Source organism: Francisella sp. XLW-1 (genome assembly GCF_008711455.1).
Classification (GTDB): Bacteria; Pseudomonadota; Gammaproteobacteria; order Francisellales; family Francisellaceae; genus Francisella; species Francisella salimarina.
Window position 1 is genome coordinate 36048 of record NZ_VXKP01000006.1, and the last position, 25163, is coordinate 61210.

Below are 25163 nucleotides of genomic sequence, written 5' to 3' on the forward strand. Positions count from 1 at the left end.
TTTTATTATCCTAATAAATGACTCATATTAAATATCTTTATAGATTGTGTATATGTAATATCGTAAGCAATATCTAAAGCATCTTTTTTAGATAGTCTTCCCTGTAGAACCATTTCAGCTAAATAAATAGCATCAACACGTCTAGCGATATCATGTCTTACTGGTATGGACAGCAGAGCTCGCGTATCATCAATGAATCCTGAACAATTATAAAAACCAGCAGTTTCAGTCACAGCATGACGAAATCTTTTCATACCTTCAGCAGAATCATTAAACCACCAAGCAGGACCTAAAAACACACTTGGGTAATGTCCAGCTAATGGTGCTAACTCTCTAGTATAGGTTGACTCATCCATAGTAAATAAAACCGTCCTAAAGTTGCGATTATTACCTACTTTACTTAAAAGAGGGTGAAGGCCATTTACAAAATCACACTTTAATGGAATGTCGCAACCTCTGTCATTACCAAATTTTCTTTGAATTCTTGTGTTATGGTTTCTAAAAACTCCAGCATGAATTTGCATTACAAGACCGTCATTAGTCGCCATTTTTGCCATTTCGGTTAACATTTGTCCACTGAATACACGCTTATCTTTATCTGAAGCAACATTTGTAATTATTTTTTTGAACAGGTTACGACGCTCTGTTTTATCTAAATCATATGTTTTAGGTATAGTCACACCATGATCTGAGGCTGTGGCGCCATTAGCCTTAAAAAACTCTCGTCTCTCCGCTAATATTTTAATAAAATCGTCATAGGTTTCTATATTTTCATTTAGTTTCTTGGCTAATTTTTTTATATTCTTATGGACAGGGTGAAGTTCTGGGTTGGTCACACTATCAGGACGAAAAGTTGGAACTACTTTACATTCGAAATTAGAGTTAGCAATATTTTTGTGATGATGCAAATCATCAGCTACGTCATCTGTAGTAGCAATAACCTTTATATTGAATTTTTTACATATCTCACGAGGAAGGAAATTTTTCTGCTTTAAACAGTTATCTATATGTTCATATAATTCATCAGCAGTTCCAAGATTAAAAGGTTTGTTGTAGTTAAATACATCTTTGAGTTGAGCATCAAACCATAGACCAACTTGTGTGCCTCTAAAAAGGTACCAGTTTTCTGCTACTTTTTTCCATATTTTCTTAGGGTCAGTTTCAACTGGCTTATCATCTTTTCTAGATATGCCAAAATCCTCAAGCCTTAAGCCTTGTGAATAAAACATTCTAAAAATATAATGATCTGGTTTTATAAGTAGTTCAACTGGATTTTCAAAGGCTAGATTTTCATCAAACCATTTTGGATCGGTATGGCCATGAGGACTAATTATTGGTAAATCTTTAATATGATTATAAATCTCTAGAGCTAGATCTCTAGTTGTTTTATCTACTGGCATTAATACGTTATCGTTTAACATATACTCCTCCTTTATATTAACGATGAACTTCCTATAGCAATAACATTCTCTTGATCTAAGTATTCTTGTTGGTTTTGAGCATTAATTCCTCCTGTTGCACAAAATTTGACCTCAGGGAAAACTGCTCTATAATTTTTTAAGAGTTTAACTCCTCCAAATGCTTCTGCTGGAAAAAACTTAATAGTTCTAAAACCATAGCTCATAATAGTCATGATTTCAAAAGGTGTTACAGCGCCTGGTAGATATTTGAGGTTGTGTTCTTGAGCGAACTTTAGTAATTCATGATTAGCTCCTGGAGAGACATAAAAATCAGCTTCAAGAAAACGAGCTTTTCTAAAAAGTTCTATATTAGTTATCGTTCCTATACCAATAATTAAATCTCTATTTGACTCTATTACTTTTTTTATAACCTCTAGAGAGTTGGGTGTTCTAAGAGTGAATTCAACTATATTAAGCTTTTTTCCCCTTACCTTTTCTAAAATAGCATTTGCCTCTTGAATAGTGTCTGCAGAAACTACTGGAATAATAGGATTATTTTTAAGAATCTCACCTGTAGGCATTTGTTAACTCCTTTAATTTATTTAAGTACTTATCCGTATATTTTTTATCAATTATGGCTCCATTATGTTGTATTATTTCTGCAGCAAAATCTTGTGCGAATTCAATACTTGTTTGTAAGCCCAAATTATTAATAAAAGCAGCTAAGAAAGCAGCATTAAAACTATCTCCTGCTGCAGTCGTATCAACTGGGGTAACTACCTTGTTAGCTTTTACTAAATTAATTTTGTTTTGATATTGTAATAGAGTTGGATTTTTACCGTGTTTTATAATGACTATTGGAATATTGAATCTATTATATCTGTCTAAGGTTTTTTGGTAATTAACATCGTCAAAAAGTAACTCTTCGTCATCAAAAGTTGTTAAAACTATCGTTACATACTTTAGTACTTTTTCTAAAAACTCTTTAGTCTGTTGTTTAGATTTCCAGCATTTAGGGCGATAATTTAAGTCAAAAATTATCTCTTTATCATCACCTGAGTTTCTAAAATCTTTTAACCAGTTTGCAAATATTTCTAATTGCTTATTGTCCCATCTTGAGAGGGAGATACCTGAAAAATATAAATAATCATACTCTTTACAATACTTATCCAACTCTTCTTTGGATAAATGATAAAAAATATCTTTAATAGGAGCTTGCTCACGCCAATAATAAAAACTTCTTTCTCCGAGATTATCTGTTTGTATAGCATACAAGCCTGGGACTTTATCTTTTATTTTTAAAACTTTTAATGTATCAATATTTTCATCATTCCATTTATTTATCATTTGGTTTGATAAGTTATCATCGCCTAGGGCTGTTAAAAAAGAGACATCACCGTTTAATCTAGCATAATATAGAGCAGTATTTAGAACATCGCCTCCAAAATTTAACTTTACTTGTGAGTCTAGCTGAGCTTGACCGCTTAACTCAAGCATACATTCGCCAATAGCTAAAAGCTTACTTTGATTCATTTTCTAGCTCTCTTTTTACAGCATATGCAACACCGCGAACTTCAGCAAGACCTTTCATACGGCCAATACATGAGTATCCAGGATTAGTTTTCTTACCTAAATCTGATAGCATTTGTTGGCCATGATCTGGTCGCATATAGATTGGCTGAGAATCTTTTTCTATTTTTAAAATCTCTTTCACAAGAGCATACATATCAGTATTGCCACATAAGTGCTCAGCCTCATAGAAACTGCGATTATTAGGATTAAGAGCAACATTTCTTAGATGTGTGAAATAAATTCTTCTACCAATTTTTTTTGCCATAAGAGGAAGATTATTATCCCATCTAGAACCTAGTGATCCAGCACAGAATGTTATACCATTCGCCATAGATGGTATATTTTCGAACAACCAATCATAATCTTCTATAGTGCTAATTATTCTTGGTAAGCCGAATAATTCAAACGGAGGATCATCAGGGTGTATAGCTAACTTCGCACCGACTTCTTCAGCTACAGGAATTACTTTCTTCAAGAAGTATATTAAATTATCGCGTAATTTTTCTTTATTAATGTCTTTATATTCATCAAGAGCTGCTTGAAATTGTTCTAATGAGAAACTTTCTTCAGCTCCAGGTAAGCCAGCAATTATATTACAAGTAAGTTTATCAATCTCATCTTGAGTCATATTTTCAAAATATTCTTTTGCTTGAGATATTATTTCAGCCTTATATGCTTTTTCTGAACCCTTACGTTTAAGTATATGAATATCAAAAGCCGCAAATGCTATCTCATCAAAAGATAATGTCTTTGCACCTGTGGAAGTTTGCTTACCTAAGTCTGTACGCGTCCAATCTAATACTGGCATAAAATTATAAATAATTAATTTAATACCACATTTGGCTAAATTACGGATACTTTGACAGTAATTATCTATATATTGATCACGTGAAGATTTACCTTTTTTGATATCTTCATGAACTGGTATACTCTCAACAACAGACCAGGTTAAGTTTGTTTTACCAAGTTTAGAAGAGTTTTCTACCTCATGTTGTCTTTTTTTAATTTCTTCTATAGGCCATATTTTACCATTTGGTATATGGTGTAGGGCAGTTACAATATCAGTAACTCCAGTTTGCATAATATCTTCAATACACACAGGATCATTTGGACCAAACCAACGCCATGATTCTATCATTTTATTCTCCTAATTTAGTAAGAGTTTTAATAACGCCATTTTTATTAATTTCTTCAATAAAAAATACTATTTTTTCTTTTAAATCTTTATTTGTTGCTATTGTTTCCGGGAATATGCTTTTTAATGATAAAAAGTTATTAACTATATCAATAATTTGAATATTCTCTTGATATATCAATTTATAGTCATTTTGTAGAGGATCACTAATTTCTAATATTTTTCCATATTGATCTTTACCACTACAAAATAATATCCAACCAGCCAATCCCAAAGCTAAAATATCATAATTTTGCTTGTTTTCTAAAAGATATACTAAAGATCCTAACCATCTTTGAGGAATTTTTTTAGAGCCATCCATAGCTATCTGCTCAGTTCTATGCTTTAAATGAGGGTTAGCAAATCTATGTAAAAGTTTATTAGCATATTCACTAGTTGAGATCTCTTGTGGTAAACCATCTACTAAAGGAGCTGCAATTTCTAACATATATTTTCTAATGAATGTATAAAATTCATATTGAGATATAACTTCATCAACTGTCTTTAAGCCAGCGTAAGCACCAAGATATGCAATTAAACTATGACTACCATTTAACATAGTTAGCTTTAATTTTTCGAAAGGTTCTATATCTTTAACAAACTCAACTCCAACTTTTTCTAGAGCAGGGCGACCATTTACAAAATCATCTTCGATAACCCACTGAGAGAATTCTTCAGTTGCCACTGCTGAGATATCTTTTTGACCAATCATATTTTCAATGTTATCTAGAGCCTGTTGAGTAATAGCAGGAACAATTCTATCTACCATAGAGCTAGGGAAGCTAACATTCTCTGCTACCCAAGTACTAAACTGCATATCTATTTTACTTGAGAAGTCTAGAATAGCTTTTTTTAATATTTTGCCATTATTTGGCATATTGTCACAACTTAGTAGAGTAATAGCACCAGCATTTTCCTGCCAACGTTTATATAGCCCAGCTATAGTAATTCCTATAGCAGTTTTAGGTGAGTTAATATTAGCTAAATCATAAGCTATATCAGGGTTTTCAAAATTTAATTCTTGAGTTGATAAATCAACATAATAACCTTTTTCAGTAACTGTATAGGTGATTATTTTTATATTAGGATCTGAAATTTGGGTTATTAGATTTTGAGATTGACCATTACCTGCAAAGTAAACATCTTTTAATGCACCTATTATAGTGTTTTTAGTGCCAGATTCATCATTGGTTGATAAAGTATATAAGCAGTCATTTGCTTTTAAAGCATCAATTAATTTTTGGTTAGTTCTAATAGTACCACTTATATAGCCCCAGTTTAGGGCATTTTGATTACCAGTATTAAGTAACTTATCAATATAGAATACTTGATGAGCTCGATGAAAAGCTCCTATACCTATATGCAATATTCCTGGCTTTAAATTAGTACGTTGATAGTTTGGTAAACTACAATTATGTAATTTTTGAAGATTAAGCATTATATTCTAAATCCTTATTCATATTGATTATCTGAGGGTGAGTCACTTTGAAATTATCATGGCCCTCATATTGCCAATTAATATCTAGTTTATCATTTCTATTAGTGATTTGAATATTTAAGAAACCACATTCATTGTCTAAGTACTTAGTACTTTCACCATCATCTAAATATATTTGATGTTGAGTAGCTTCCTCACTTAAAGAAGGATAAATTTTATAAACAATATCTTGTCCGAAATTATTAAATTTAGCCTTACATTTATTTATAGCAATTACGCTTCCTTCTTTAACAAATATAGGAATACTTTCGATATCAATATTCAGACTTACAGTTTTACCACCTTCATATACTTCACCAGTATAGTAGTCATACCAGCTTGAACCTTTAGGTAGGTAGATTTCTCTGACTCTTTGATTTTTATCAAGAATATTTGCAACAAGCAAGTTTCCAATCATAAAATCCTTACTTTCTTGAAATGTTTTCTCATCAGATTCAAAATCATAAAAAGTTGGCTTTAAAATTGGTTTAGCATTAGCATGAGCTTGATAACATAACTGATAAATATATGGACTTATCTCATTACGCAAATCAAAAGCTTTTTGAATAGTCTCCAAAGCTTCTGGATACATCCAAGGAGTATTCACTGATTTATCATCGTTCCATGAGTGAATTGTAAATCTAGGATAAAATATACCATGCTGAATCCAGCGAATTAATAATTCTGAATCTGGAGCAGGACCACTAAAACCACCAATATCATGACCAAAATTATAAATTCCTGATAGAGATAGGCCTTTCGCCATTTCTAGATTATATTTCAAAGTTTTCCACTCTGTATAGTTATCACCAGTCCAAGTTTGAGCATATCTTTGCAGCCCAGCACATCCTGATCTTGTAATTAGGTAAGGACGTTTATTAGGAGCGAAAGCTTTTTGAGCTTCAAAGCTCGCTTTAGTCATTAGCAATGATTGAACTGGCTTGATATGTTTGATTTTTATTTCTTTGTCAAAACCATAACAAACAGCCTCGCCATTATAGACTTCATATTCATTATTATCATTCCAAGTTGATTCAATGCCTTTTTCTAATAATTGTTTTGTAATATTATCCTGCCACCATGAGATAGTTTTTGGATTCGTAAAATCAAGGTAATATCCTAATTCATCCCAAAACTGTGCTAATTCAGGTCTTTGATATTGTTTGTTATATATAAAGCCACCAAAACTGGCAACTTCATCTAATTTAGGATGGTCTTGAAGTAGACAAGGTTTGATATTTGCACATAGTCTAATACCATTATCTAAATATTTCTTGGTGAATCCTTCAATATCTGGAAATTTTGTATGATTCCAATTAAATACATATCTCTTATCACCAATAGAAGTATACCCTGAACTTAGCTGAAATGATCCACATTGGATATTATATTTCTGGCAATCATTAATAAAATTATCCATTTGACTCTGGGCATCTGGAAGGTCTGTATAAGTCATTGTAGAACCAGAATAATACAAACTCCAATAGGGTGGTAATATAGTTTTACCTGTTATCGTGCTAAAAGTTTCAGTAACTTCAGCGATATTATCACCAATCATAAAATAGTAATCTAAGTTACCAGCTTTTGCCTCATAGCTAATGTATGGACCATGATAATTATCAATTTCTTTACCAAAGTTAAAAACACTATCACTTAAATTATCATAGAAAATTCCAAAAGAACTTTTATTTGTAGGATTATGAGATATAAAAAAAGGAATGTGTTTATATAAAGGGTCAGAGCTTTCTGCATCATAGCCCATGGGATCTATTGATTTCATCTCATAACGTTTTTTATTACGGTTGAGAGAACCAGCTTTTTCACCAAGACCAAAAAACATAGCTTCAGGTTCTTTCTTAATAGCGTGGTATACACTTCGATCTGACCAAAAGTCTAAATTATATGCTTGGGTTTGTAAATCCTGAGATACTTTGATCCAGCTATCAACATTTTTTTTATACCAACTAATTCTAAAGCCATTAAGCTCAATTTTACATTTTAACTTTGATGTTTCTATAAAAGCAAAATCATCATTACCATAAGCTTCAAACTTAGGACAACTAAAACTGGATGTGTCTAGTCTATCAGTCCCTTCAAATGGAATGTCATCTTTTGTTATTGACCAAGTTTTATCTAAAGATGGTTTTACGGATTTAGTGAAGAGTACTCTGAAAATATTTTCTTCAAGAACAAAAACTCTAGCAAATATTTGTTTTTCTTCTAACTCAAATAAAATGTGATCTACCCTAGTATCTTTAAGTTTAAATTTACAAATGTCTAACATAATTCAAAATCCTAAAATGTATTATTATGGCCCCAAGTTTTTTGATGAGGCCAACCTGTAAGTTCTTCAACAACATTAATTGCTTCTTTGGGAGCTTTTTTGAGTTCTCCTCCAGCTCTTAGTCTTTCTAGTTCAGTTACTAATATAGAGTGTTTCGCTTGAGTTAATCTGAATCTTGAGCTTGCAATAGCTCCAATAATACAAAACAGTATAGTGCCGCCAATAAAACAGATATTTATTCCCAATAAAGCAGATTCTGATTGAGTTATGACTCCTGCTTTAAAATTAAAAATTGATAAGGTAAAACCAACAATTGCAAACGCTAATGCCTGAACAAGTTTACGTGAAACGGTCATTGTACTAGCAAAAGTTCCTTCTCTTCTTTTAGTGGTTAATGCTTCATCTATATCTGCAATAAAATTATAGATATTCCATGGTGTAAAGTAGCATCCTGCTCTAGCAAAACCTAAAACAAATATAATTACAACAAATGAGATTAAAGCAAGAATCGGAGTAAACATAGGAATGATAAGGAAACTAAGCATGCTTACAAGTAGGCAGCTAATAGCAATTCTATAACTCATCACACTACCAACTTTTATACATAAATATGCAAATATAGGTACTGAAATAACCTGAATTATTGAAAAACATGTATATACGATTGATGCAGAACTAATATTGTAATCTAATATAAAAGTAAAATAGTAAGCAAAACTAGCTCCAAATACATCTAATGCGACAAAAGCACCAATATACATCAGGAGATTAAGTCTAAATGCTCGAACTCGTAGTGTTGAAAATATATTAATAAATATGAATTTTATTTCTTTAAATAAAGAAGAATGTTCTTTTTTTGAAACTTCAACTTTTCTTTCCCAAGTGAACTTATAGACAAAGAACCATGGTAGCATGAATAGTATTGAACAAATAACTCCCATAATTATAAAAGAGGTTTTTTCATCAGCAAAAAAATACATAATAGCTGCAGGTAAAAATCCTGCAACAATATTAGAGCTTTGTGAAAAGACCATTCTAATTCCAGTCATCTTAGATCTGATATGATAACTATCTGTCATTTCCGCAGCTAATGTTTCATAAGGAACTTGAATCATTGTGAAAATGAAATTAAAAGCAATATAGCCGAATAAATAGTACCAAAAGCCAAATCCAGGAATCCAAAGTAGAGCAAATACTGAAACTAAAGGAGCGCCTACTACAAAGAAAAACCTTCTTCTGCCTAATGGACCTCGCCAATTATCTGAAATATATCCCATAATTGGATCTGCAAACACATCGAGACCTCTACCAATTGCTACTATTAATCCTGCTTCTGCTGCAGATAATCCAGCAATATTTGTATAAAAATACATCAGCCATAATCCAAGAATAGTAAAGGCACCACCGCCAAAAAAATCTCCTGACCCGTAGGCAACCATGTTCTTAAATTTAACTTCTTTAGTATTTGACATCATTCTTGTATCTAAGATAGTTATAACTTCAAATATAAGTAATTTAGAGCTAATTTGAAATATAAATTTAATATTTGGTATGTTTTTTTTGATTAACTACCATCATACAAACAAATATTATTAGTGCTATTTTTCAAATATTTTTTCTTATAATATAAGTTAATAGTAGCTATAATCGAATTCTAAATAAAATTATCTTGGATATAAAGTTGATGAATATTAGAAAACAAAATTCATTTTTTTTGTTATGTTTTTTCGAATTTTTTGAAAGATTTGGTTACTACGGGTTTAGCTATACGGCTATTTTGTTTTTTATGAGCCAGTATGGTTTTGATTTTACAGAGAAACAAGCTGTACTTCTATTTGGAGGCTTTGCTTCATTAACATATGTTTTTAATGCTATTGGTGGATACGTCGCAGATAAAATTTTTGGCATAAAAAGAACCATGTTTTTAGGAGGTTTTTTTCTTCTGATTGGATATTTTAGCTTAGCGTTAAGTCCTTATTTTGTGAGTATAGATAATTATGTTTATATAAGTTTGGCTTGTATTATTGTTGGGTCTTCATTGTTTAAACCGGCACCTACAAACTTAATATCTAGAATATATACCGATAAACTAAAATTAGATTCTGTTTATACATATTTTTATATGTCGATAAATTTAGGATCATTATCCGCGTCTCTTTTGATACCAGTTTTAGCAACTAAATATGGTTATACTGTTGCATATGGTGTGTGTTCTGTAGGTTTTGCGATAGGTATATTGAATAGTATATTGAGCTATTCTAGTATCAAAAATATTGGTAATGAAGTAGATTTTAAAAACATGGGATATCTAAAAACTATTCTTATAGTTTTGATATTCATTATCGCTATAATGGGATTAAGCATAATATTACAAGCCAATGATACTATAAACTACATATTATGGTTTGGAGCGGGACTCATTTTTGGAGTCTTTGCTTTTCAAATTTATGTTGAAAAAGATCCTAGTTCAAGAAAAAAGATAGTCGCGGCGATTGTTTTATTAGTGTATGCAGTATTATTTTTTATAATATATCAGCAAAAATCAACGTCATTTTTCCTGTTTAACGTGCATCATGTTAATTTGGATTTATTTGGTTATAGTGTCAATCCTCAGAGTATACCTGGAGTTTTGAATACTGCTGGTGTGATTATATTATCACCTATATTAGCTTTTATATATACAAAGCTAGGAGCAAAAGATTTTAGCTTACCATTTAAATTTGCCTTAGGAATCTTATTCTGTGGTTTAGCATATGGCAGTATGTTTTTAGCATGTATAATTAACGATCCCACATCTAAAGTCAGTATACTTTGGGAAGTTTTAGCTATAACAGTGTTTTTCTCAGCTGGTGAATTATTGATTTCAGCCCTAGGATTGTCTTTAATGGCTAAGCTTCTACCTCAGAGAATCACAGGCTTTGCTATGGGAACATGGTTTATAACATCAGCTATTGGTATTAAGATCGGTACAACAATTGCTCAAGCAGTTACAAGTGGTATACAGTATGATGAGTCAAAAGGTTTTAATACTCAGATGACTATAAGTAGTTTCCATAAATATCAAGAGTTATTCGGTTATGTTTCCTTAGTCGCGATAGTTTTTGCAATAATTGCTTTTGTAATTGGCAAAAAACTTAATAAAATGATTCAAGATTAAATAATATCAACCAATTAATAATGATGCATAATCAACTTTCTGCTAAAAAGGCATTAATATTGTTACTACTCACTATAACAATGTGGTCAACAGCTTTTATTGGAATCCGTTATTTGATGTTAAATGGATTTAGTGCTGGAGGCTTATCATTAGCCAGATATGCTATAGCTAGTATTGTTATGCTTATAATATTTTTTAGACAAAAAGATAAAGCTAGGCCTAGTTTTAAGGATTTGTTGAGATTTGCTATTTTAGGCTTCTTTGGTTTTTTTGCATATAACGTACTGTTAAATTCTGGAGAATCTAGAGTTACGGCATCTAGTGCTAATTTTATCATAGCACAAGCTCCCATAATTGTAGCTGTATTTGCATTTATATTCTGGGGTGAAAAAATTAATAAATATGGTATTTTTGGATTTATTTTAGCTATCATAGGTGCCGCAGTAATTTTTTGTTCAAAGAATGATACCTCATTTGAATTTATTGGTATTTGCTTAGTTTATGGAGCCTGTTTTTCAGGTGCTATTTATTCGGTTTTCCAGAAAAGTTTATTTATGAAATTTCACCCAATTGAAGCTATTACATATTGTATTTGGTTTGGCACAATTATGTTAATGATATATTCTAGCGAGGCTTATACAGAATTATCTACTGCAAATTTTACAAGTATCTTTGTTGTTATCTATATAGGAGTATTTCCTGGAGCATTAGGTTATTTATTTTGGGGATATGCTTTTAGAAATATTCCTGCAACAGTTGCTATTAGCTCGTTATATTTTATGCCTATTATTTCTTTATTCTTAGGTTGGATCTTTTTAGGAGAGACAGAAGCATATATATCAATAATTGGTGGAATAATAAGTGTTGTAGGTGCTTTTATAATTAGTAAATATGGCTTAAATAAAAAAACTAACTAAAACTCTTAAATTGTTTGTCTTACCACATTTTAATAAAAATCTTTTTTGTCTATAATATCTGCAAGTTTTTAAATAAAGGATTAGTATGCAAATAGTTGATCAAATGAGAGATCAGGCTCTTGAAGAGTTAAATCTTGTCAGTGATAAAAAGTCTCTAGATGATATTCGAGTAAAGTATCTTGGTAAAAAGGGTGAGTTAACTGGTATGATGAAGCTGATAGCTACATTGCCAAATGAAGAAAAACCAAAGCTTGGTCAAGCAGTAAATATTGCAAAGCAAGCATTACAAAATGCTATTAATGAAAAACTAGCAAAATTTGAAGAAGCAGAATTAAATGAAAAATTAGCTAATGAGAAGATAGATGTTACATTAAAGGGAGTGGGGCAAAATCAAGGTTCTCTTCATCCTGTAACAAAAACGCTTAATCGTATCGAAGCATTTTTTAAACAAAATGGTTTTGCAGTAGAGGTTGGTCCTGAGATTGAGAGTGACTATTATAATTTTGAGACTCTAAACATACCATCACATCATCCAGCTCGTGCTATGCATGATACTTTTTATATTGATGATACTCATGTACTTAGAACTCATACATCAGGTGTGCAAATTCGTACTATGGAGAAGCAAGAGCCACCTATTAGGATTATAGCTCCGGGTAGAGTATATCGTTGTGATTCTGATATTACTCATACTCCAATGTTTCATCAAGTAGAAGGCTTATTGGTTGATACAGATGTTTCTTTTGCTGATTTAAAAGGGCTTTTACACGCATTTCTAAATTCATTCTTTGAAAAGGATTTAAAAGTAAGATTTAGACCCTCATATTTTCCATTCACAGAGCCATCAGCAGAGGCAGATATGGAGTGTGTAATATGTGATGGTAAAGGTTGTAGAGTATGTAAGCATACTGGTTGGTTGGAGGTGCTAGGTTGTGGCATGGTGCATCCAAAAGTCCTAAAAGCTGGCAATGTTGATACTGAGAAATACCAAGGTTTTGCTTTTGGTATGGGTGTCGAGAGATTAGCTATGCTTCGATATGGTATTGATGATTTGAGAATGTTCTTTGAAAATGATCTAAGATTTTTGAAACAGTTTTAATTTTTATTATTGAGGTTTATAAATGAAATTTTCACATAATTGGTTAAATGAATATCTAGATGATACTCAAGATAGCCAAAATCTAGCAGATACTTTAACTTTAGCTGGTTTAGAAGTTGATGCGATTGAGCCAGTAGTTGCTGAAAAGGTTACAGGTGTCGTAGTAGGGCAAATCAAAGCTATAAATAAACATCCAGATGCTGATAAACTAAATATATGTAGTGTAGATATAGCTGAAGAAGAGCTACTAACTATAGTTTGTGGTGCCAAAAATATCTATGAGGGTATGAAAGCTCCTGTTGCAACAATAGGTGCAGTTTTACCTGGTAACTTTAAAATCAAGAAATCAAAACTTCGTGGGCAAGAATCTTTTGGGATGATGTGCTCAGAAGAAGAGCTTGGTCTAGCTGAGAAGGCTGATGGTTTGATGGATCTACCAGCAGATGCTCCAGTAGGCAAAGATATGAATGAGTATCTAAATTTAGATGATAATATTATCGAAGTTGATTTAACCCCAAATAGAGCAGACTGCCTAAGTGTCTATGGTATTGCTCGCGAAGTATCAGCTCTTACAAAAACACAACTTAAAGATATTGAGATCAAAGCTACCGAAGTATCTTTAGAAGATACAAAAGATGTGCAAATATTAGCTGATGATGCTTGTAAGTCTTATTTGGGTTGTATTATCAAAAATGTAAATAACAAAGTTCAAACTCCACTATGGATAGTTGAAAAGCTTAGAAGAAGTGGCGTAGGCAGTATTTCATTTTTTGTTGATGTGACAAACTATGTGATGTTACTAACTGGTCAGCCGATGCATGCTTTTGATTTGGATAAACTAGAAGGTGGTATTAATGTTCGTTATGCAAATGATAATGAGAAGCTAACTCTGTTAGATGAAACACAAGTTAAATTACAATCAGATACTCTAGTAATTGCAGATGATAAAAAAGCTCTTGCAATAGCAGGTGTGATGGGTGGTTTAGATTCATCAATTACAGATTCTACGACTAATATTTTCCTAGAAAGTGCACATTTTGTACCAGAGAAAATTGCTGGTAAAGCGCGTAAATATAACTTACATACTGACTCTTCACATAGATTTGAAAGAGGTGTGGATCCTAAGCTACCACAGGATGCGATGCAGATAGCTATTAATTTAATAGTGGAAATTGCTGGTGGTGAAGTAGCACCTATATCAGGTGTAGAAGATTCTGAATCTATAGATAAGACTACACCTATCAATCTATGTATCAATAAACTAAATAGAGTTTTGGGTACGCAGTTTACTATTGAATATGTAGCTGAAGTACTTACAAACTTACATATGCAAGTTACAAAAATAGATGAATGCTGTTTAGAGGTAATTCCTCCATCATATCGTTTTGATATGGAAATTCCAGAAGATTTAATTGAAGAAGTTGCTCGTGTATATGGCTATTCAAATCTGCCTGAGACTATGCCTAAGTATCAAGCTTCTAAAATTAATATATCAGAAACAAAGCAACCTATAGATACTTTAAATGCTAGGCTAGTTGATAGAGGTTATCATGAAGCTATTAATTATAGCTTTATAGATCCTAAGTTTGATGAGTTTTTCTTTGAAGAAAAGGGTATAGCTATTCAAAATCCAATATCGCAAGATTTATCTATAATGAGACAATCTTTGATACCGGGATTAATTAACTCTTTTAAAGCTAATACTGCCCGTCAGCAAAATAGAATTAGAATTTTTGAGAAGGGTGCTTGTTTTAAGTTAGAGAATAACCAACGAGTTCAGTTTGATAGAATTGCAGGTCTAGCTTATGGAGATCTTTTAAACCCTAATTGGTCAAATACTAAAAAAGTTGATTTCTTTGATGTTAAAGCAGATATCGAAGGACTTTGTGCTGATGTTATAAATCTAAGTTTTGAAGTTTGTGATGATGTTAATTGGCTTCATCCAGGTCAGTCAGCTTATATACTAGCAAATGGTGAAAAGATTGGTGTAATTGGTGTGATTCATCCATCTGTTTTAAAAACATTCCAAATCAAAGCCAAAGCACCAGTAGTATTTGAGTTAGACTTAGCTGTTTTAACTAACAAAAAAATACCTAGTTTTGAGAAAATTTCTAAATATCCGTCTGTATCAAGAGATATATCATTCTTAGTTGATAAATCTGTACTTGCTGGAGATATTATCAAAGCTATAAATGACCTTAATATAAGCATACTAAAAGATGTAAATATTTTTGATATCTATGAGTCTGAAGAAAATGCAAGAAAGAGCATAGCTTTAAGTATGCTTTTCCAAGATAATGATAAAACTTTAGATGATATAATTATAAATCAAGCTGTAGATTCTGCTTTATCTATTTTAATAAATAAGTTTGGCGCAGAACAAAGAGTTTAACTATCTACAGAATTATTAATATAAGCTGGTTTATATTATTTTATACATTTGTCGCATAATCCTCTTAACTCAAGATTCCAACTATCAACTTGATAAGGGGTAAGTTTTTGAAACTCTTTAAATATGTCTAGATTACAAAAATGTGATTCATCAACAAAACCACAATTTTGGCAAACAAATACTTCAAAACCTTGATGCTTGTGATTTTCTTTACATTTTACATAACAATTTTGACTTTCTATCCTATGGATAAAACCATGTTTTAACCAAAAATCTATTGCTCTATATACAGTAGGGGGATTTGTTTGTTTTTTTGCTGAAAGAATCTCTAAAATATCATAAGCACTTAGCGGAGTGCTTTGATTATAAATAGTTTGGAGCACTTGTTCTCGAGGTTTAGTAAATCTGTATTTATTCTTTTCACAGAAATTTTTAGCTATTTGTATACTTTTACTCATTAATAGAAGTCAAATTTTATTTAATTTACTCGACAAAGTATAACTCATTTCTTATTATTTAATAAACTGTTATATTGTAACATATTGTGTAGTTATGTATTATATCAATCAAACTTTAACTACAAGAAAACTCTATATGAAAAAATTACCTGTTACTGTTTTATCTGGCTTTCTAGGGGCTGGTAAGACTACTTTATTAAGTAATATTCTCAATAATAGTAATGATTTAAAAATTGCTATGATTGTTAATGACATGAATGAAATAAATATAGATGCTGAGCTAATCAAAAATCATGATTCACATATTTCAAAAACTGAAGCAAAGATGGTTGAGCTTAGTAATGGCTGTATTTGCTGTACTCTGCGTGAAGATTTACTAATAGAAGTAGAGCAGTTAGCAAAATCACAAAAATATGATTATTTAATTATTGAAAGCACTGGTATCTCAGAACCATTACCTGTTGCGACAACTTTTGAGTTTAGAGATGAAGAGGGTAAGAGTCTAGCCGATGTTGCTTATATAGATACGATGGTTACAGTAGTTGATAGTGTTAATTTTATGAATCACTATAGCTCTTCAGAGTATCTAAAAAATACTGATGAAAGCTTAGGGGAAGAAGATGACCGAGCAATAGTTGACCTTATGGTTGAGCAAATAGAATTTGCAAATGTAATCATTTTAAACAAAGTTGATAATTGTTCAGCTAAAGACAAAGATACTATCAAATCTATAATTAAAGGACTAAATGTAGATGCTGAAATAATCGAAACAAATTTTTCAAAAGTTGATATAAATAAGGTAGTAAATACAAAAAAATTCAACTTAGAAGAAGCTGAAAATCATCCGTTATGGAGCAAAGAATTTTATAACTTCAAAGAGCATGTACCAGAAACAGAAGAGTATGGTATTAAATCATTTGTTTATCATTCAATAAACCCTTTTGATCCGGTTAAGATAAAAAACTTTTTTGACAATGTAGAGTGGCCAGGCGTAGTTAGAGCAAAGGGATTCTTTTGGCTAGCTACAAGACCAGATTATGTTGGTGAAGTTTCTCAAGCTGGTGCTTTAGTAAGGCATCAAGGTATGGGCATGTGGTGGGCTAGTATGGATAAAGAGCAATGGCCAAATACCCCAGAGTTTCAACAGATGCTAAAAGATAGATGGAATGATATCAGCGGCGATAGAAGACAAGAGATAGTATTTATTGATCTAAAAGATGAAATGAAAGATGAGCAAATAAAAGCGGCTCTAGATGATTGCTTAATAAATGACTACTGGGATAATCTAGAAAAATATACCGATTTAGCAGATCCATTTCCTGCTTGGTTTGAATCAGATGATGAAGAGGTCTAAAGATGAGTAATTTTCAATTAACAATTCTGCTTGTGATTTTATTCGTAACGGCGATTTCTGGTATATTTCCTTTTGTAAAGAAAGCAAATAATCCTGAGGGATTTCACTTCCCAATAGGTGATGCTTTGGCAAGCGGTGTATTTTTAGGTGCTGGTCTAATTCATATGCTAAGTGATTCAGTTGGGGATTTTTCAGAACTAAATATAGACTACCCATTTCCATTTTTGATAGCAGGGATAACTATTTTACTCTTTTTGTTGTTAGAACATATAGGTGGAGCACTATCAAAGAGCAATAAAGGCAATCTATCTTTTATGGCTATAATGGCAACAATAATGTTGTCTATTCATAGTTTTTTTGAAGGTGCAGCATTGGGTTTATCAGAACAGTTAAGTGTCGCATTAGCAATATTTCTAGCAATTATTACTCATAAATGGGCAGCAAGTTTTGCTTTAGCTATAACTATTAATAAGACAAACCTAAGATTTTTAGCAAGGCTAATCCTATTTATAATATTTGTTTTTATGACACCATTAGGAATATTATTTGGACAGGCTGCACATAACTACGTTTCAAATCCATTTGTTGAGCCTACATTTACTGCTATAGCAGCAGGTACTTTTATATATATGGGAACTTTACATGGTTTAGATAGATCTGTACTTGTTAAAGACTGTTGTAATACAAAGCAGTATAGTTTTGTAATTATTGGCTTTGCAATTATGGCAATAGTCGCTATTTGGACTTAGAAATTAACAATAATTTAGACTTTAATTACCACTATAATATTTATTTTCTTTGAAATTCTTACAATAATTAATTGTACCATGCTCTAATATTCCTGATTTAATTCTATCATAGCAACTTTGAGTAGGAGCAGTAACAGTCATCAACATACAGTTGCTAGGGTTATCATAGTTATTAGGTACTATATTACTTTGGAATAATTGATTTGGGAATTTGACTTTTAAACCACTATGAGAGCCGTACCAATCAGTCATTTGATCACCAATAGACATCAACCAATATACATTTCTTTGTTCTGATAGGGCTTGTCTAAATGAATCTTTATAAGCGACTTTATCATTTGCACCAGACGCACAAAGGCTATTTTCAATTGAACCTGATAAAAATACATATTTATCAATCTGATCATCTGTAAGATTGAGATTATTTTTTAGCCATTTTGCAGTAGTAGTTGCTGAGGCAGTATTACAATATCTAGCAGTTATAAAATAGCAATCAACTCCATTTTTAAAACATTGTTTTTTTACAAAGTCAGTAATATATGGAGTTGGTTTGGTACCTTTGCTATCGTAATCATCATTAAAAGACGTTAATTCAAGAGTATTATCAATATCGAACATAATAGCAGGGTGTTTACCACTTTGCTCTATAGCTTTAATAAAGCCAATATCTTTAAATTCGTACATTAGATTATTTAAACTATCTACTAATTTTTTTGCGGTTTGGGCATATTGAGAGTTATCTGTATAATCATAACCTGTTTTGCTATCCATATACTTAAATACATCTGAGTTTTTGGTAATATTTTTAGTACATTGTTTAGCATTTTGGGGTAGTTTGAATGTATCGCCATACTGCTCATCAAAAGCAGCTTCAAGCTGAGTAACTTTTGTATAAAGTTCTAATGGATCAACATTGCTTTTGTCATCATCATTTGAACATGATGTCAATACTGTTGTACCTAATCCTAGTATTAACAATGCTTTCGATGTGGCTTTAAGTTTTTGCATAATAGTATATCTCCTTGGTTTAACTAAAATAAATCAAAAACAAGGACATAATAATTTACAAATTCAAGAGATTAACCAGCTTTTATCAAATAAAAAAATATCAACAAAAGTCTATTTAAAACATAGCAAATAAGTGTTACGATTTACGGTTACATTAACGGAGTAAGTATTTTAAGAATACTTTCTGCGATCAGGCTACCTCTACTTGTGGTCATATGCTGTGTGCTTTGAGTAGAATCAGCTAATATTTTATCAGCCCACTGATATATTTTTTCGACATCGTTCTTACTATACAAAAAAGTAGCAATTTCATAATTCAAAAATAAGCTACGATTATCTAAATTAACAGAACCAAGCATAGCGATATTATTATCTATTAACACGGCTTTTGCATGGATCATATTCTTTGTAAAATGAACATCAATATCATTTGCTAGAAAATCTCTTATATAACTAGCTCTAGCACGATCAGCTAATTGATGATTAGATTTTTTAGGTGTAATAATTTTGACATCTATGCCTTTCTTTTTTGCTAGTATAATTGAGTGGTATAGTTCAGCAGATGGTATTAGATATGGAGTTATTATCCAGAGCTTTTCTTTGGCTGAATTAATAGCTGTAATAAGACCAGAATATAGTTGATCTTCCTGTAAGTCTGGTCCTGAAGGTATTACTTGAACAAAACCTTCCTGAGAAATAGTGTTTTCAATTTTAAATTCAAGCTCTTCACTTGTAGCAAAGTGCCAGTCTGAGCAAAAAACTTTAAGAAAATATGCTAATGAATCTCCTTGGATTTTAAATAAAATATCATCCCACATTCCTTCATGCTCAATTGGCGACATATATTCATCACCTATATTCATACCGCCACTAAATACAGTATGATTATCAAAAATATATATTTTACGATGATTTCTATAGTTAATATAGTTACGAAGTGGATTTGATATTACCGGCATAAAAAATACAACTTGAGCACCTAATTTACGTAAGTTTTTAAAGATTTTTCTATTGTGACGATATATATAGAATGATCCTAAAGAATCTATCATCATTTTAACTTCAACACCTTCAGCAGCTTTTTTTTCTAAGGCACTGATTACAAGTTTAGATGTTGTGTCATTTTTAAATACATACGTTTGAATGTAGATATTTTTCTTAGCAGCTTCAATCGCTTCCATAAAAGCTTCGAATGACTTAACCCCATTAGTATACATCTCAAAAGAGTTTTTACTTGTTAAGGTTGGTAGATCCATATTTGTAAAAACATTTATTGTTTCTATCGGCAAATTTTTGCAACTATCACTATCATTAATACAAAATGATTGTAAGCCTGATTCGCTAATATCCATATTTTCCTTTTGCCAAAAGCTACGCTTATCTTTGCGTTGGAATATAAAGAAAAAAGGTATAGCTACATATGGAATAAAAAGTATAGCTAATAACCAGGCTATTATATTAGAAGCAGACTTCTTATCGACTATTAATTTTAGAACAATTAATATTGTAAATGCCTGACATACAAATAAAATGATGTTTGCTTCAAGGATGTATAGTAAATGTAGTAAGAAATTTTCCATTTATTTATATGGTGATAACAAATTATTAAGCTAGATTGTAACACAGCCCTGATTTTCTGGGTAGCTTACATTAATGGTGTCAATATCTTCATTATACTTTCAACGATTAAACTTGTGCGTTTCGTTGGTAGGTGAGATGCATCCTGTGTTGAGCCTTCTATTACAGTTTCTGCCCATGTATATAATTTCTTAACTTGCTTAGGTGAGTATATAAAAGTTGCTATTTCATAGTTCAAAAATAGACTACGATTATCTAAATTTACTGAACCTAAGATAGCTATGTTAGAGTCAACAAGTACAGCCTTTGCATGTAGCATGTTTTCAGTAAAATATACATCTATGTTACATTCGAGTAAATCTCTAATATAACTAGATCTAGCTCGATTAATTATTTTATGGTCAGAGTTTTTAGGTGTGATTACTTTTACATCTATTCCACGACATTTTGCTAATAGTATCGATTGTAGTAAATCAAGTGATGGGATTAGGTATGGTGTTATAATCCATAACCTATGTTGAGCAGAGTTTATGGCAGTAATTAATCCAGCATAAAGCTGATTTTTATGCATATCTGGACCAGAAGGTATTACCTGAGCGAAACACTCAGTTGTGATTTGACTTTCAATTTTGAAGTTTAGTTCTTCTGATGTTGCAAAGTGCCAGTCTGAACAAAAAACTTTCAGAAAGTGGACTACAGATTCTCCTTCAATTTTGAACAATAAATCACTCCACATTCCATTATGCTTAGTCGGTGACATATATTCATCACCTATATTTATTCCACCACTAAAAGCTGTGTTATTATCAAAAATGAATATTTTACGATGATTACGATAATTTATATAATTACGCAAAGGATTAGATATTATAGGCATAAAAAATACTACTTTAGCGCCTAGCTTTCTTAGATTCTTAAATACTCTTTTGTTATGACGATAAACATAAAATGATCCTAATGAATCTATTAATATTTTAATATCTAAACCCTCAGCAGCTTTTTGTTCTAATGCTCTTATTACAAGCTTTGATGTTGTATCATTTTTGATAATATATGTTTGAATATAAATACTATGTTTGGCTGATTTTATAGCCTCTATAAATACTTCAAATGACTTTGTTCCATCAGTATAAATATCAAACGAGTTTTTCATAGTTAGAGTAGGCAACTCAAGATTTGAGAATGTTCTAATAACACTAACAGGTAAGTCCTGACAACTATTTTGATATATACATGATTTATCAAATGATTCGGTATCATCCATACTCATAGCATTTTTTTGCCAAAATTTACGCTTATCCTTACGCTGAAAAATAAAAAAGAATGGGATCGCAACGTAAGGAATAAAAAGTATAGCTAATAGCCAAGCTAATATATTTGATGGTGATTTTTTGTCAACAATTAGTTTTAAGACTACAAAAATGGTAAAAGCTTGGCATATAAACAAAATTGTATTTGCTTCTAAAATATATACTAGACTGTTTAGGAAGTTTTCCATGGTAAAACTAAATAAAAGAAATATAAGAAAAATTTTATCATAATGATAGCAATCTATATAGCTATGTTATATTGACCAAATCTTTTAGTGACAAGTAAAATTATAATGGAAATGATAACTACGGTTAATATTAGATATAGAGGCGTTAATATATATCCCTTAGCGATCCCTAAGCTCGCTAGAGCTAAAAAAGCACCATTAAACACTGCAAAACTAATATTATAACTAAAACCTAATCCACTAGCTCGTACTCCTGGCGTAAATAGAGTGCTCGCATAATTAGATGCTACTCCAACAACAAGTCCCATAAAGATATTGTTAATAAGCATTATTCCTAAAAGATATTTTGAATTAGTTATAACACTATAGTAGAAAAAGCTTCCAAATATCATTAAGCCTAAAGCACCAATCAAAAGTATACGTAAAGGTGTAAATTTATCAGCAAGATATCCTGCAGGTATAGAAACTACTGAAAAAACAAAAAGATTAATAAGTATTAAACTAGGTCCATTTTCTATATGATTTAGCTGAAAGTAAGTTGGTAAATATAATGAGAAAAAACCAACTACCATAGCAAATATTGAGACTGCAGCTGTTGCTCTTACGATTGCGAGCTTTTCTGTTTTAAATAAATCAATTAATGGAACTTTGTGATGATCTTTCTTATTTAAAAAAGTGTTGGTTTCATGTATCTCTTTTCTAAAAAAATAACTAATAATAGCAGCAAGACCACCAAACATAAAAGCTACGCGCCAAGCATAATCATCGGTAAGAAAATGAGTTGTTATAATCTTTGTAATCTCTGCAAAGATTATACCAAAGTTAATAAAGCAAAAAATAATTCCACAAGCAAGACCGCCATTTTTAACTAAAGATTCCTTCACAAAAACTACAGCACTTGGAATTTCGCCACCAATTGCGGCTCCTTGGATAATTCGTAGTACTACAAATAGTAATGTAGCCAATATACCTGCACACTGATATGAAGGTAGTAGTGCTATCAAAAAAGATGCTAGACCCATAAATAGTATTGTAAGAATAAATGCTTTTTTACGTCCGTATCTATCGCCAATATGTCCAAATAATATTCCACCAAACGGTCTAGCAAAATAACCTACGGCAAAAACTGTAAATGCAGAGAGCGCTTGTAATGCAACAGATCCTTCTGGTGGAAAAAATGTCTTGCCCAAGACGATTGCAAACATACCGAATATGACAAAGTCATAGAATTCTAACATTCCACCAATGCTTGTTAGCAAAATCGTTTTAAAATCACTTTTTTAAGCATATTTAATTAAGTATAATTACAGTCAAATTGTATCTATAATAGCGAAAACGCTAGTAATTTAAAATCATGAAAATTGAAAATGTCGCTAAAAGGAAAGTCCAAAAAGGACAGAAGCTTTTGCCTAATATAAAAAATATAATCTTGGTTGCATCTGGTAAGGGTGGTGTTGGTAAATCAACTGTTACAGCTAATCTTGCAGTTAGTTTTGCAAAGATGGGGACTAGTGTTGGTATATTAGATGCTGATATCTATGGTCCTAGCCAACCAACATTATTTGATCTGAAACAGAACCCTAATACAACAGACAAGAAAAAGATTATTCCGTTGGAAAAATACGGAGTTAAGATAATTTCTATAGGAAATCTAATAGACCCTGAATCAGCAGTAATTTGGCGTGGTCCTATTGTATCTAGAGCGTTGATGCAACTTTTGAATGATACTGACTGGGGAGATCTTGATTATTTATTTTTAGACTTGCCACCTGGAACAGGAGATATCCAGCTTACTATCTCTAAAAATATGCCTGTAACAGGAGCTGTAATCGTTACGACACCACAAGACTTATCACTGATTGATGCAAGAAGAGCACTTGCAATGTTCCAAAAAGTTGATATAAAAACTCTTGGTGTCATAGAGAATATGAGTTACTATATTTGTCCGAAATGTGGTAATAATGATCACATCTTTGGTGAAGATGGTGCTCATCTATTGTGTGGTAAAAATAACATTGAATTTTTAGGAAATTTACCACTACATAAATCTATCCGTGAAAATGCTGATAATGGAAAACCATATGTCAGTTTAGATAAAGATGATGCTATCAATACTAGTTATATGACAGTTGCTGAAAATATTATGAATGAAATTGAAAAACTACCTAAAGCAAGTAGTTTAGATTCTATTGGTGTTAAATTAGAAAATTAAGAGAGAAATAATAGTAATGACTATAAAATCAGATAAATGGATCAAAAAAATGTCTCAAGAGCATAATATGATAGAACCTTTTGAGGCAGGACAAATTAAAGTTTCTAATAACCAAAAAATCGTTTCTTATGGAACTTCAAGTTATGGATATGATGTACGTTGTGCTGATGAGTTTAAAATATTTACAAATATAAACTCTTCAATAGTCGATCCCAAAAGCTTTGACGATAAAAACTTTGTAGATTTTAAAGGAGATGTTTGTATTATTCCTCCTAATTCTTTTGCCTTAGCTCGTACAGTTGAGAAATTCAAAATCCCAAGAGATACTCTAGTAGTCTGCTTAGGTAAATCCACATATGCTAGATGTGGAATTATTGTTAATGTAACTCCTCTTGAGCCAGAGTGGGAGGGCTATGTGACTTTAGAATTCTCAAATACAACACCATTACCGGCTAAAATATATGCTAATGAAGGTGTAGCTCAGATGCTATTTTTCCAATCGGACGAAGAGTGTGAAACTTCTTATGCAGACAAGGGTGGTAAATACCAAGGCCAGGTTGGTGTTACATTACCTAAGTGTTAGTTTTGAAAAAAACTAGTTATATATTTAAATAATCTAGAAACGAGTTTGAAGCTTCTTTTATATTATCAAAGTTACCTATAGTTATAACTTCATTTTCTATTTTAATATTTACATCAAACATATTGACCTCCGGCCGGGATCCTAGTAAAAAAGGGTCATGTTTGTTTTCTACTCTGAATATTAAACTCTAGTGGTATTGATGTTTTTGACTTTGATAACTCAAAAACACCGTAACGATTTATATTTTCCCT

20 protein-coding genes are annotated in these 25163 nt (G+C 31.4%); 8 read left to right on the forward strand and 12 right to left on the reverse strand.

The features are described from left to right. Positions 1–5: 5 nt before the first annotated feature. The 7 genes from uxaC to F3D59_RS09130 are packed head-to-tail and all read right to left on the reverse strand — an operon-like array spanning position 6 to position 9379. Entirely contained in the window at positions 6–1421 is a 1416-nt protein-coding gene (gene uxaC, locus F3D59_RS09100) for a glucuronate isomerase (protein WP_150464629.1), read from the reverse strand. A gap of 11 nt (positions 1422–1432) precedes the next feature. Further along, positions 1433–1981, reverse strand: a complete 549-nt coding sequence (gene eda / locus F3D59_RS09105; RefSeq protein ID WP_150464630.1) for a bifunctional 4-hydroxy-2-oxoglutarate aldolase/2-dehydro-3-deoxy-phosphogluconate aldolase — start codon at positions 1979–1981, stop codon at positions 1433–1435. Next, on the reverse strand, positions 1968–2933 hold the full coding sequence (locus tag F3D59_RS09110) for a sugar kinase (RefSeq protein ID WP_150464631.1): 966 nt from the start codon (positions 2931–2933) through the stop codon (positions 1968–1970). The genes eda and F3D59_RS09110 overlap by 14 nt, the downstream gene beginning before the upstream one ends. Next, positions 2920–4110, reverse strand: a complete 1191-nt coding sequence (gene uxuA, locus F3D59_RS09115; RefSeq protein ID WP_150464632.1) for a mannonate dehydratase — start codon at positions 4108–4110, stop codon at positions 2920–2922. The genes F3D59_RS09110 and uxuA overlap by 14 nt, the downstream gene beginning before the upstream one ends. A 1-nt stretch (position 4111) precedes the next feature. After that, complete coding sequence (locus F3D59_RS09120; protein ID WP_150464633.1) at positions 4112–5584, reverse strand: mannitol dehydrogenase family protein; 1473 nt, start codon at positions 5582–5584, stop codon at positions 4112–4114. Continuing rightward, positions 5577–7907 (reverse strand): TIM-barrel domain-containing protein, encoded by a 2331-nt coding sequence (locus tag F3D59_RS09125; RefSeq protein ID WP_150464634.1) that lies wholly within the window; start codon positions 7905–7907, stop codon positions 5577–5579. Before F3D59_RS09125 ends, F3D59_RS09120 begins: the two co-directional genes overlap by 8 nt. Positions 7908–7918: 11 nt before the next feature. Then, positions 7919–9379: an MFS transporter gene (locus tag F3D59_RS09130; RefSeq protein WP_150464635.1), complete on the reverse strand. Its 1461-nt coding sequence runs from the start codon at positions 9377–9379 to the stop codon at positions 7919–7921. 209 nt (positions 9380–9588) lie between these two features. On the opposite strand from F3D59_RS09130, the gene F3D59_RS09135 reads away from it, so the two are divergent. The 4 genes from F3D59_RS09135 to pheT all read left to right on the forward strand — a co-directional run bounded on the left by F3D59_RS09135 (position 9589) and on the right by pheT (position 15472). Continuing rightward, positions 9589–11064, forward strand: coding sequence for a peptide MFS transporter (locus F3D59_RS09135; RefSeq protein ID WP_150464636.1), 1476 nt, complete (start codon positions 9589–9591; stop codon positions 11062–11064). Positions 11065–11087: 23 nt separating this feature from the next. Further along, a complete protein-coding gene (locus F3D59_RS09140; protein WP_150464649.1) occupies positions 11088–11981 on the forward strand; it encodes a DMT family transporter in 894 nt (297 codons plus the stop codon). A gap of 85 nt (positions 11982–12066) precedes the next feature. Beyond that, positions 12067–13080, forward strand: coding sequence for a phenylalanine--tRNA ligase subunit alpha (pheS, locus tag F3D59_RS09145; protein ID WP_150464637.1), 1014 nt, complete (start codon positions 12067–12069; stop codon positions 13078–13080). A 22-nt stretch (positions 13081–13102) separates the two neighbouring features. Then, positions 13103–15472: a phenylalanine--tRNA ligase subunit beta gene (gene pheT, locus F3D59_RS09150; protein WP_150464638.1), complete on the forward strand. Its 2370-nt coding sequence runs from the start codon at positions 13103–13105 to the stop codon at positions 15470–15472. A gap of 35 nt (positions 15473–15507) precedes the next feature. On the opposite strand, the gene F3D59_RS09155 is transcribed toward pheT, so the two are convergent. Next, entirely contained in the window at positions 15508–15930 is a 423-nt protein-coding gene (locus tag F3D59_RS09155) for a Fur family transcriptional regulator (protein ID WP_150464639.1), read from the reverse strand. A 136-nt stretch (positions 15931–16066) separates the two neighbouring features. On the opposite strand from F3D59_RS09155, the gene F3D59_RS09160 reads away from it, so the two are divergent. Both F3D59_RS09160 and F3D59_RS09165 read left to right on the forward strand, forming a co-directional pair. Then, complete coding sequence (locus F3D59_RS09160) at positions 16067–17284, forward strand: GTP-binding protein (RefSeq protein ID WP_150464640.1); 1218 nt, start codon at positions 16067–16069, stop codon at positions 17282–17284. Between the two features lie 2 nt (positions 17285–17286). Further along, positions 17287–18033 carry a ZIP family metal transporter gene (locus F3D59_RS09165; protein WP_150464641.1) on the forward strand — a complete coding sequence of 249 codons (747 nt, stop codon included), beginning with the start codon at positions 17287–17289 and terminating at the stop codon, positions 18031–18033. A 21-nt stretch (positions 18034–18054) separates the two neighbouring features. Here the strand turns inward: F3D59_RS09165 and F3D59_RS09170 are convergent, their stop codons facing one another. The 4 genes from F3D59_RS09170 to F3D59_RS09185 all read right to left on the reverse strand — a co-directional run bounded on the left by F3D59_RS09170 (position 18055) and on the right by F3D59_RS09185 (position 23379). Further along, positions 18055–19041: a hypothetical protein gene (locus tag F3D59_RS09170; protein WP_150464642.1), complete on the reverse strand. Its 987-nt coding sequence runs from the start codon at positions 19039–19041 to the stop codon at positions 18055–18057. A 149-nt stretch (positions 19042–19190) separates the two neighbouring features. Then, on the reverse strand, positions 19191–20621 hold the full coding sequence (cls, locus tag F3D59_RS09175; RefSeq protein ID WP_150464643.1) for a cardiolipin synthase: 1431 nt from the start codon (positions 20619–20621) through the stop codon (positions 19191–19193). A 65-nt stretch (positions 20622–20686) separates the two neighbouring features. Further along, a complete protein-coding gene (gene cls / locus F3D59_RS09180) occupies positions 20687–22117 on the reverse strand; it encodes a cardiolipin synthase (protein WP_150464644.1) in 1431 nt (476 codons plus the stop codon). A gap of 53 nt (positions 22118–22170) precedes the next feature. Beyond that, on the reverse strand, positions 22171–23379 hold the full coding sequence (locus F3D59_RS09185) for an MFS transporter (protein WP_263477963.1): 1209 nt from the start codon (positions 23377–23379) through the stop codon (positions 22171–22173). An 89-nt stretch (positions 23380–23468) separates the two neighbouring features. On the opposite strand from F3D59_RS09185, the gene F3D59_RS09190 reads away from it, so the two are divergent. Beyond that, complete coding sequence (locus F3D59_RS09190) at positions 23469–24329, forward strand: Mrp/NBP35 family ATP-binding protein (RefSeq protein WP_150464646.1); 861 nt, start codon at positions 23469–23471, stop codon at positions 24327–24329. 16 nt (positions 24330–24345) lie between these two features. Next, the gene (dcd, locus tag F3D59_RS09195) at positions 24346–24912 is read left to right on the forward strand and encodes a dCTP deaminase (RefSeq protein WP_013923129.1); all 567 of its coding nucleotides are present in this window, start codon (positions 24346–24348) and stop codon (positions 24910–24912) included. Positions 24913–25163 lie beyond the last annotated feature (251 nt).

What these genes read in the sequence shown, in the direction of transcription:
- uxuA (WP_150464632.1), bottom strand. Translation starts at nt 4,110, where the DNA reads ATGATAGAATCATGGCGTTGGTTTGGTCCAAATGATCCTGTGTGTATT.
- F3D59_RS09140 (WP_150464649.1), top strand. Translation starts at nt 11,088, where the DNA reads ATGCATAATCAACTTTCTGCTAAAAAGGCATTAATATTGTTACTACTC.
- F3D59_RS09165 (WP_150464641.1), top strand. Translation starts at nt 17,287, where the DNA reads ATGAGTAATTTTCAATTAACAATTCTGCTTGTGATTTTATTCGTAACG.
- F3D59_RS09125 (WP_150464634.1), bottom strand. Translation starts at nt 7,907, where the DNA reads ATGTTAGACATTTGTAAATTTAAACTTAAAGATACTAGGGTAGATCAC.
- cls (WP_150464644.1), bottom strand. Translation starts at nt 22,117, where the DNA reads ATGGAAAACTTCCTAAACAGTCTAGTATATATTTTAGAAGCAAATACA.
- pheT (WP_150464638.1), top strand. Translation starts at nt 13,103, where the DNA reads ATGAAATTTTCACATAATTGGTTAAATGAATATCTAGATGATACTCAA.
- F3D59_RS09160 (WP_150464640.1), top strand. Translation starts at nt 16,067, where the DNA reads ATGAAAAAATTACCTGTTACTGTTTTATCTGGCTTTCTAGGGGCTGGT.
- uxaC (WP_150464629.1), bottom strand. Translation starts at nt 1,421, where the DNA reads ATGTTAAACGATAACGTATTAATGCCAGTAGATAAAACAACTAGAGAT.
- cls (WP_150464643.1), bottom strand. Translation starts at nt 20,621, where the DNA reads ATGGAAAATTTCTTACTACATTTACTATACATCCTTGAAGCAAACATC.
- F3D59_RS09170 (WP_150464642.1), bottom strand. Translation starts at nt 19,041, where the DNA reads ATGCAAAAACTTAAAGCCACATCGAAAGCATTGTTAATACTAGGATTA.
- F3D59_RS09130 (WP_150464635.1), bottom strand. Translation starts at nt 9,379, where the DNA reads ATGTCAAATACTAAAGAAGTTAAATTTAAGAACATGGTTGCCTACGGG.
- eda (WP_150464630.1), bottom strand. Translation starts at nt 1,981, where the DNA reads ATGCCTACAGGTGAGATTCTTAAAAATAATCCTATTATTCCAGTAGTT.
- pheS (WP_150464637.1), top strand. Translation starts at nt 12,067, where the DNA reads ATGCAAATAGTTGATCAAATGAGAGATCAGGCTCTTGAAGAGTTAAAT.
- F3D59_RS09110 (WP_150464631.1), bottom strand. Translation starts at nt 2,933, where the DNA reads ATGAATCAAAGTAAGCTTTTAGCTATTGGCGAATGTATGCTTGAGTTA.
- F3D59_RS09155 (WP_150464639.1), bottom strand. Translation starts at nt 15,930, where the DNA reads ATGAGTAAAAGTATACAAATAGCTAAAAATTTCTGTGAAAAGAATAAA.
- dcd (WP_013923129.1), top strand. Translation starts at nt 24,346, where the DNA reads ATGACTATAAAATCAGATAAATGGATCAAAAAAATGTCTCAAGAGCAT.
- F3D59_RS09120 (WP_150464633.1), bottom strand. Translation starts at nt 5,584, where the DNA reads ATGCTTAATCTTCAAAAATTACATAATTGTAGTTTACCAAACTATCAA.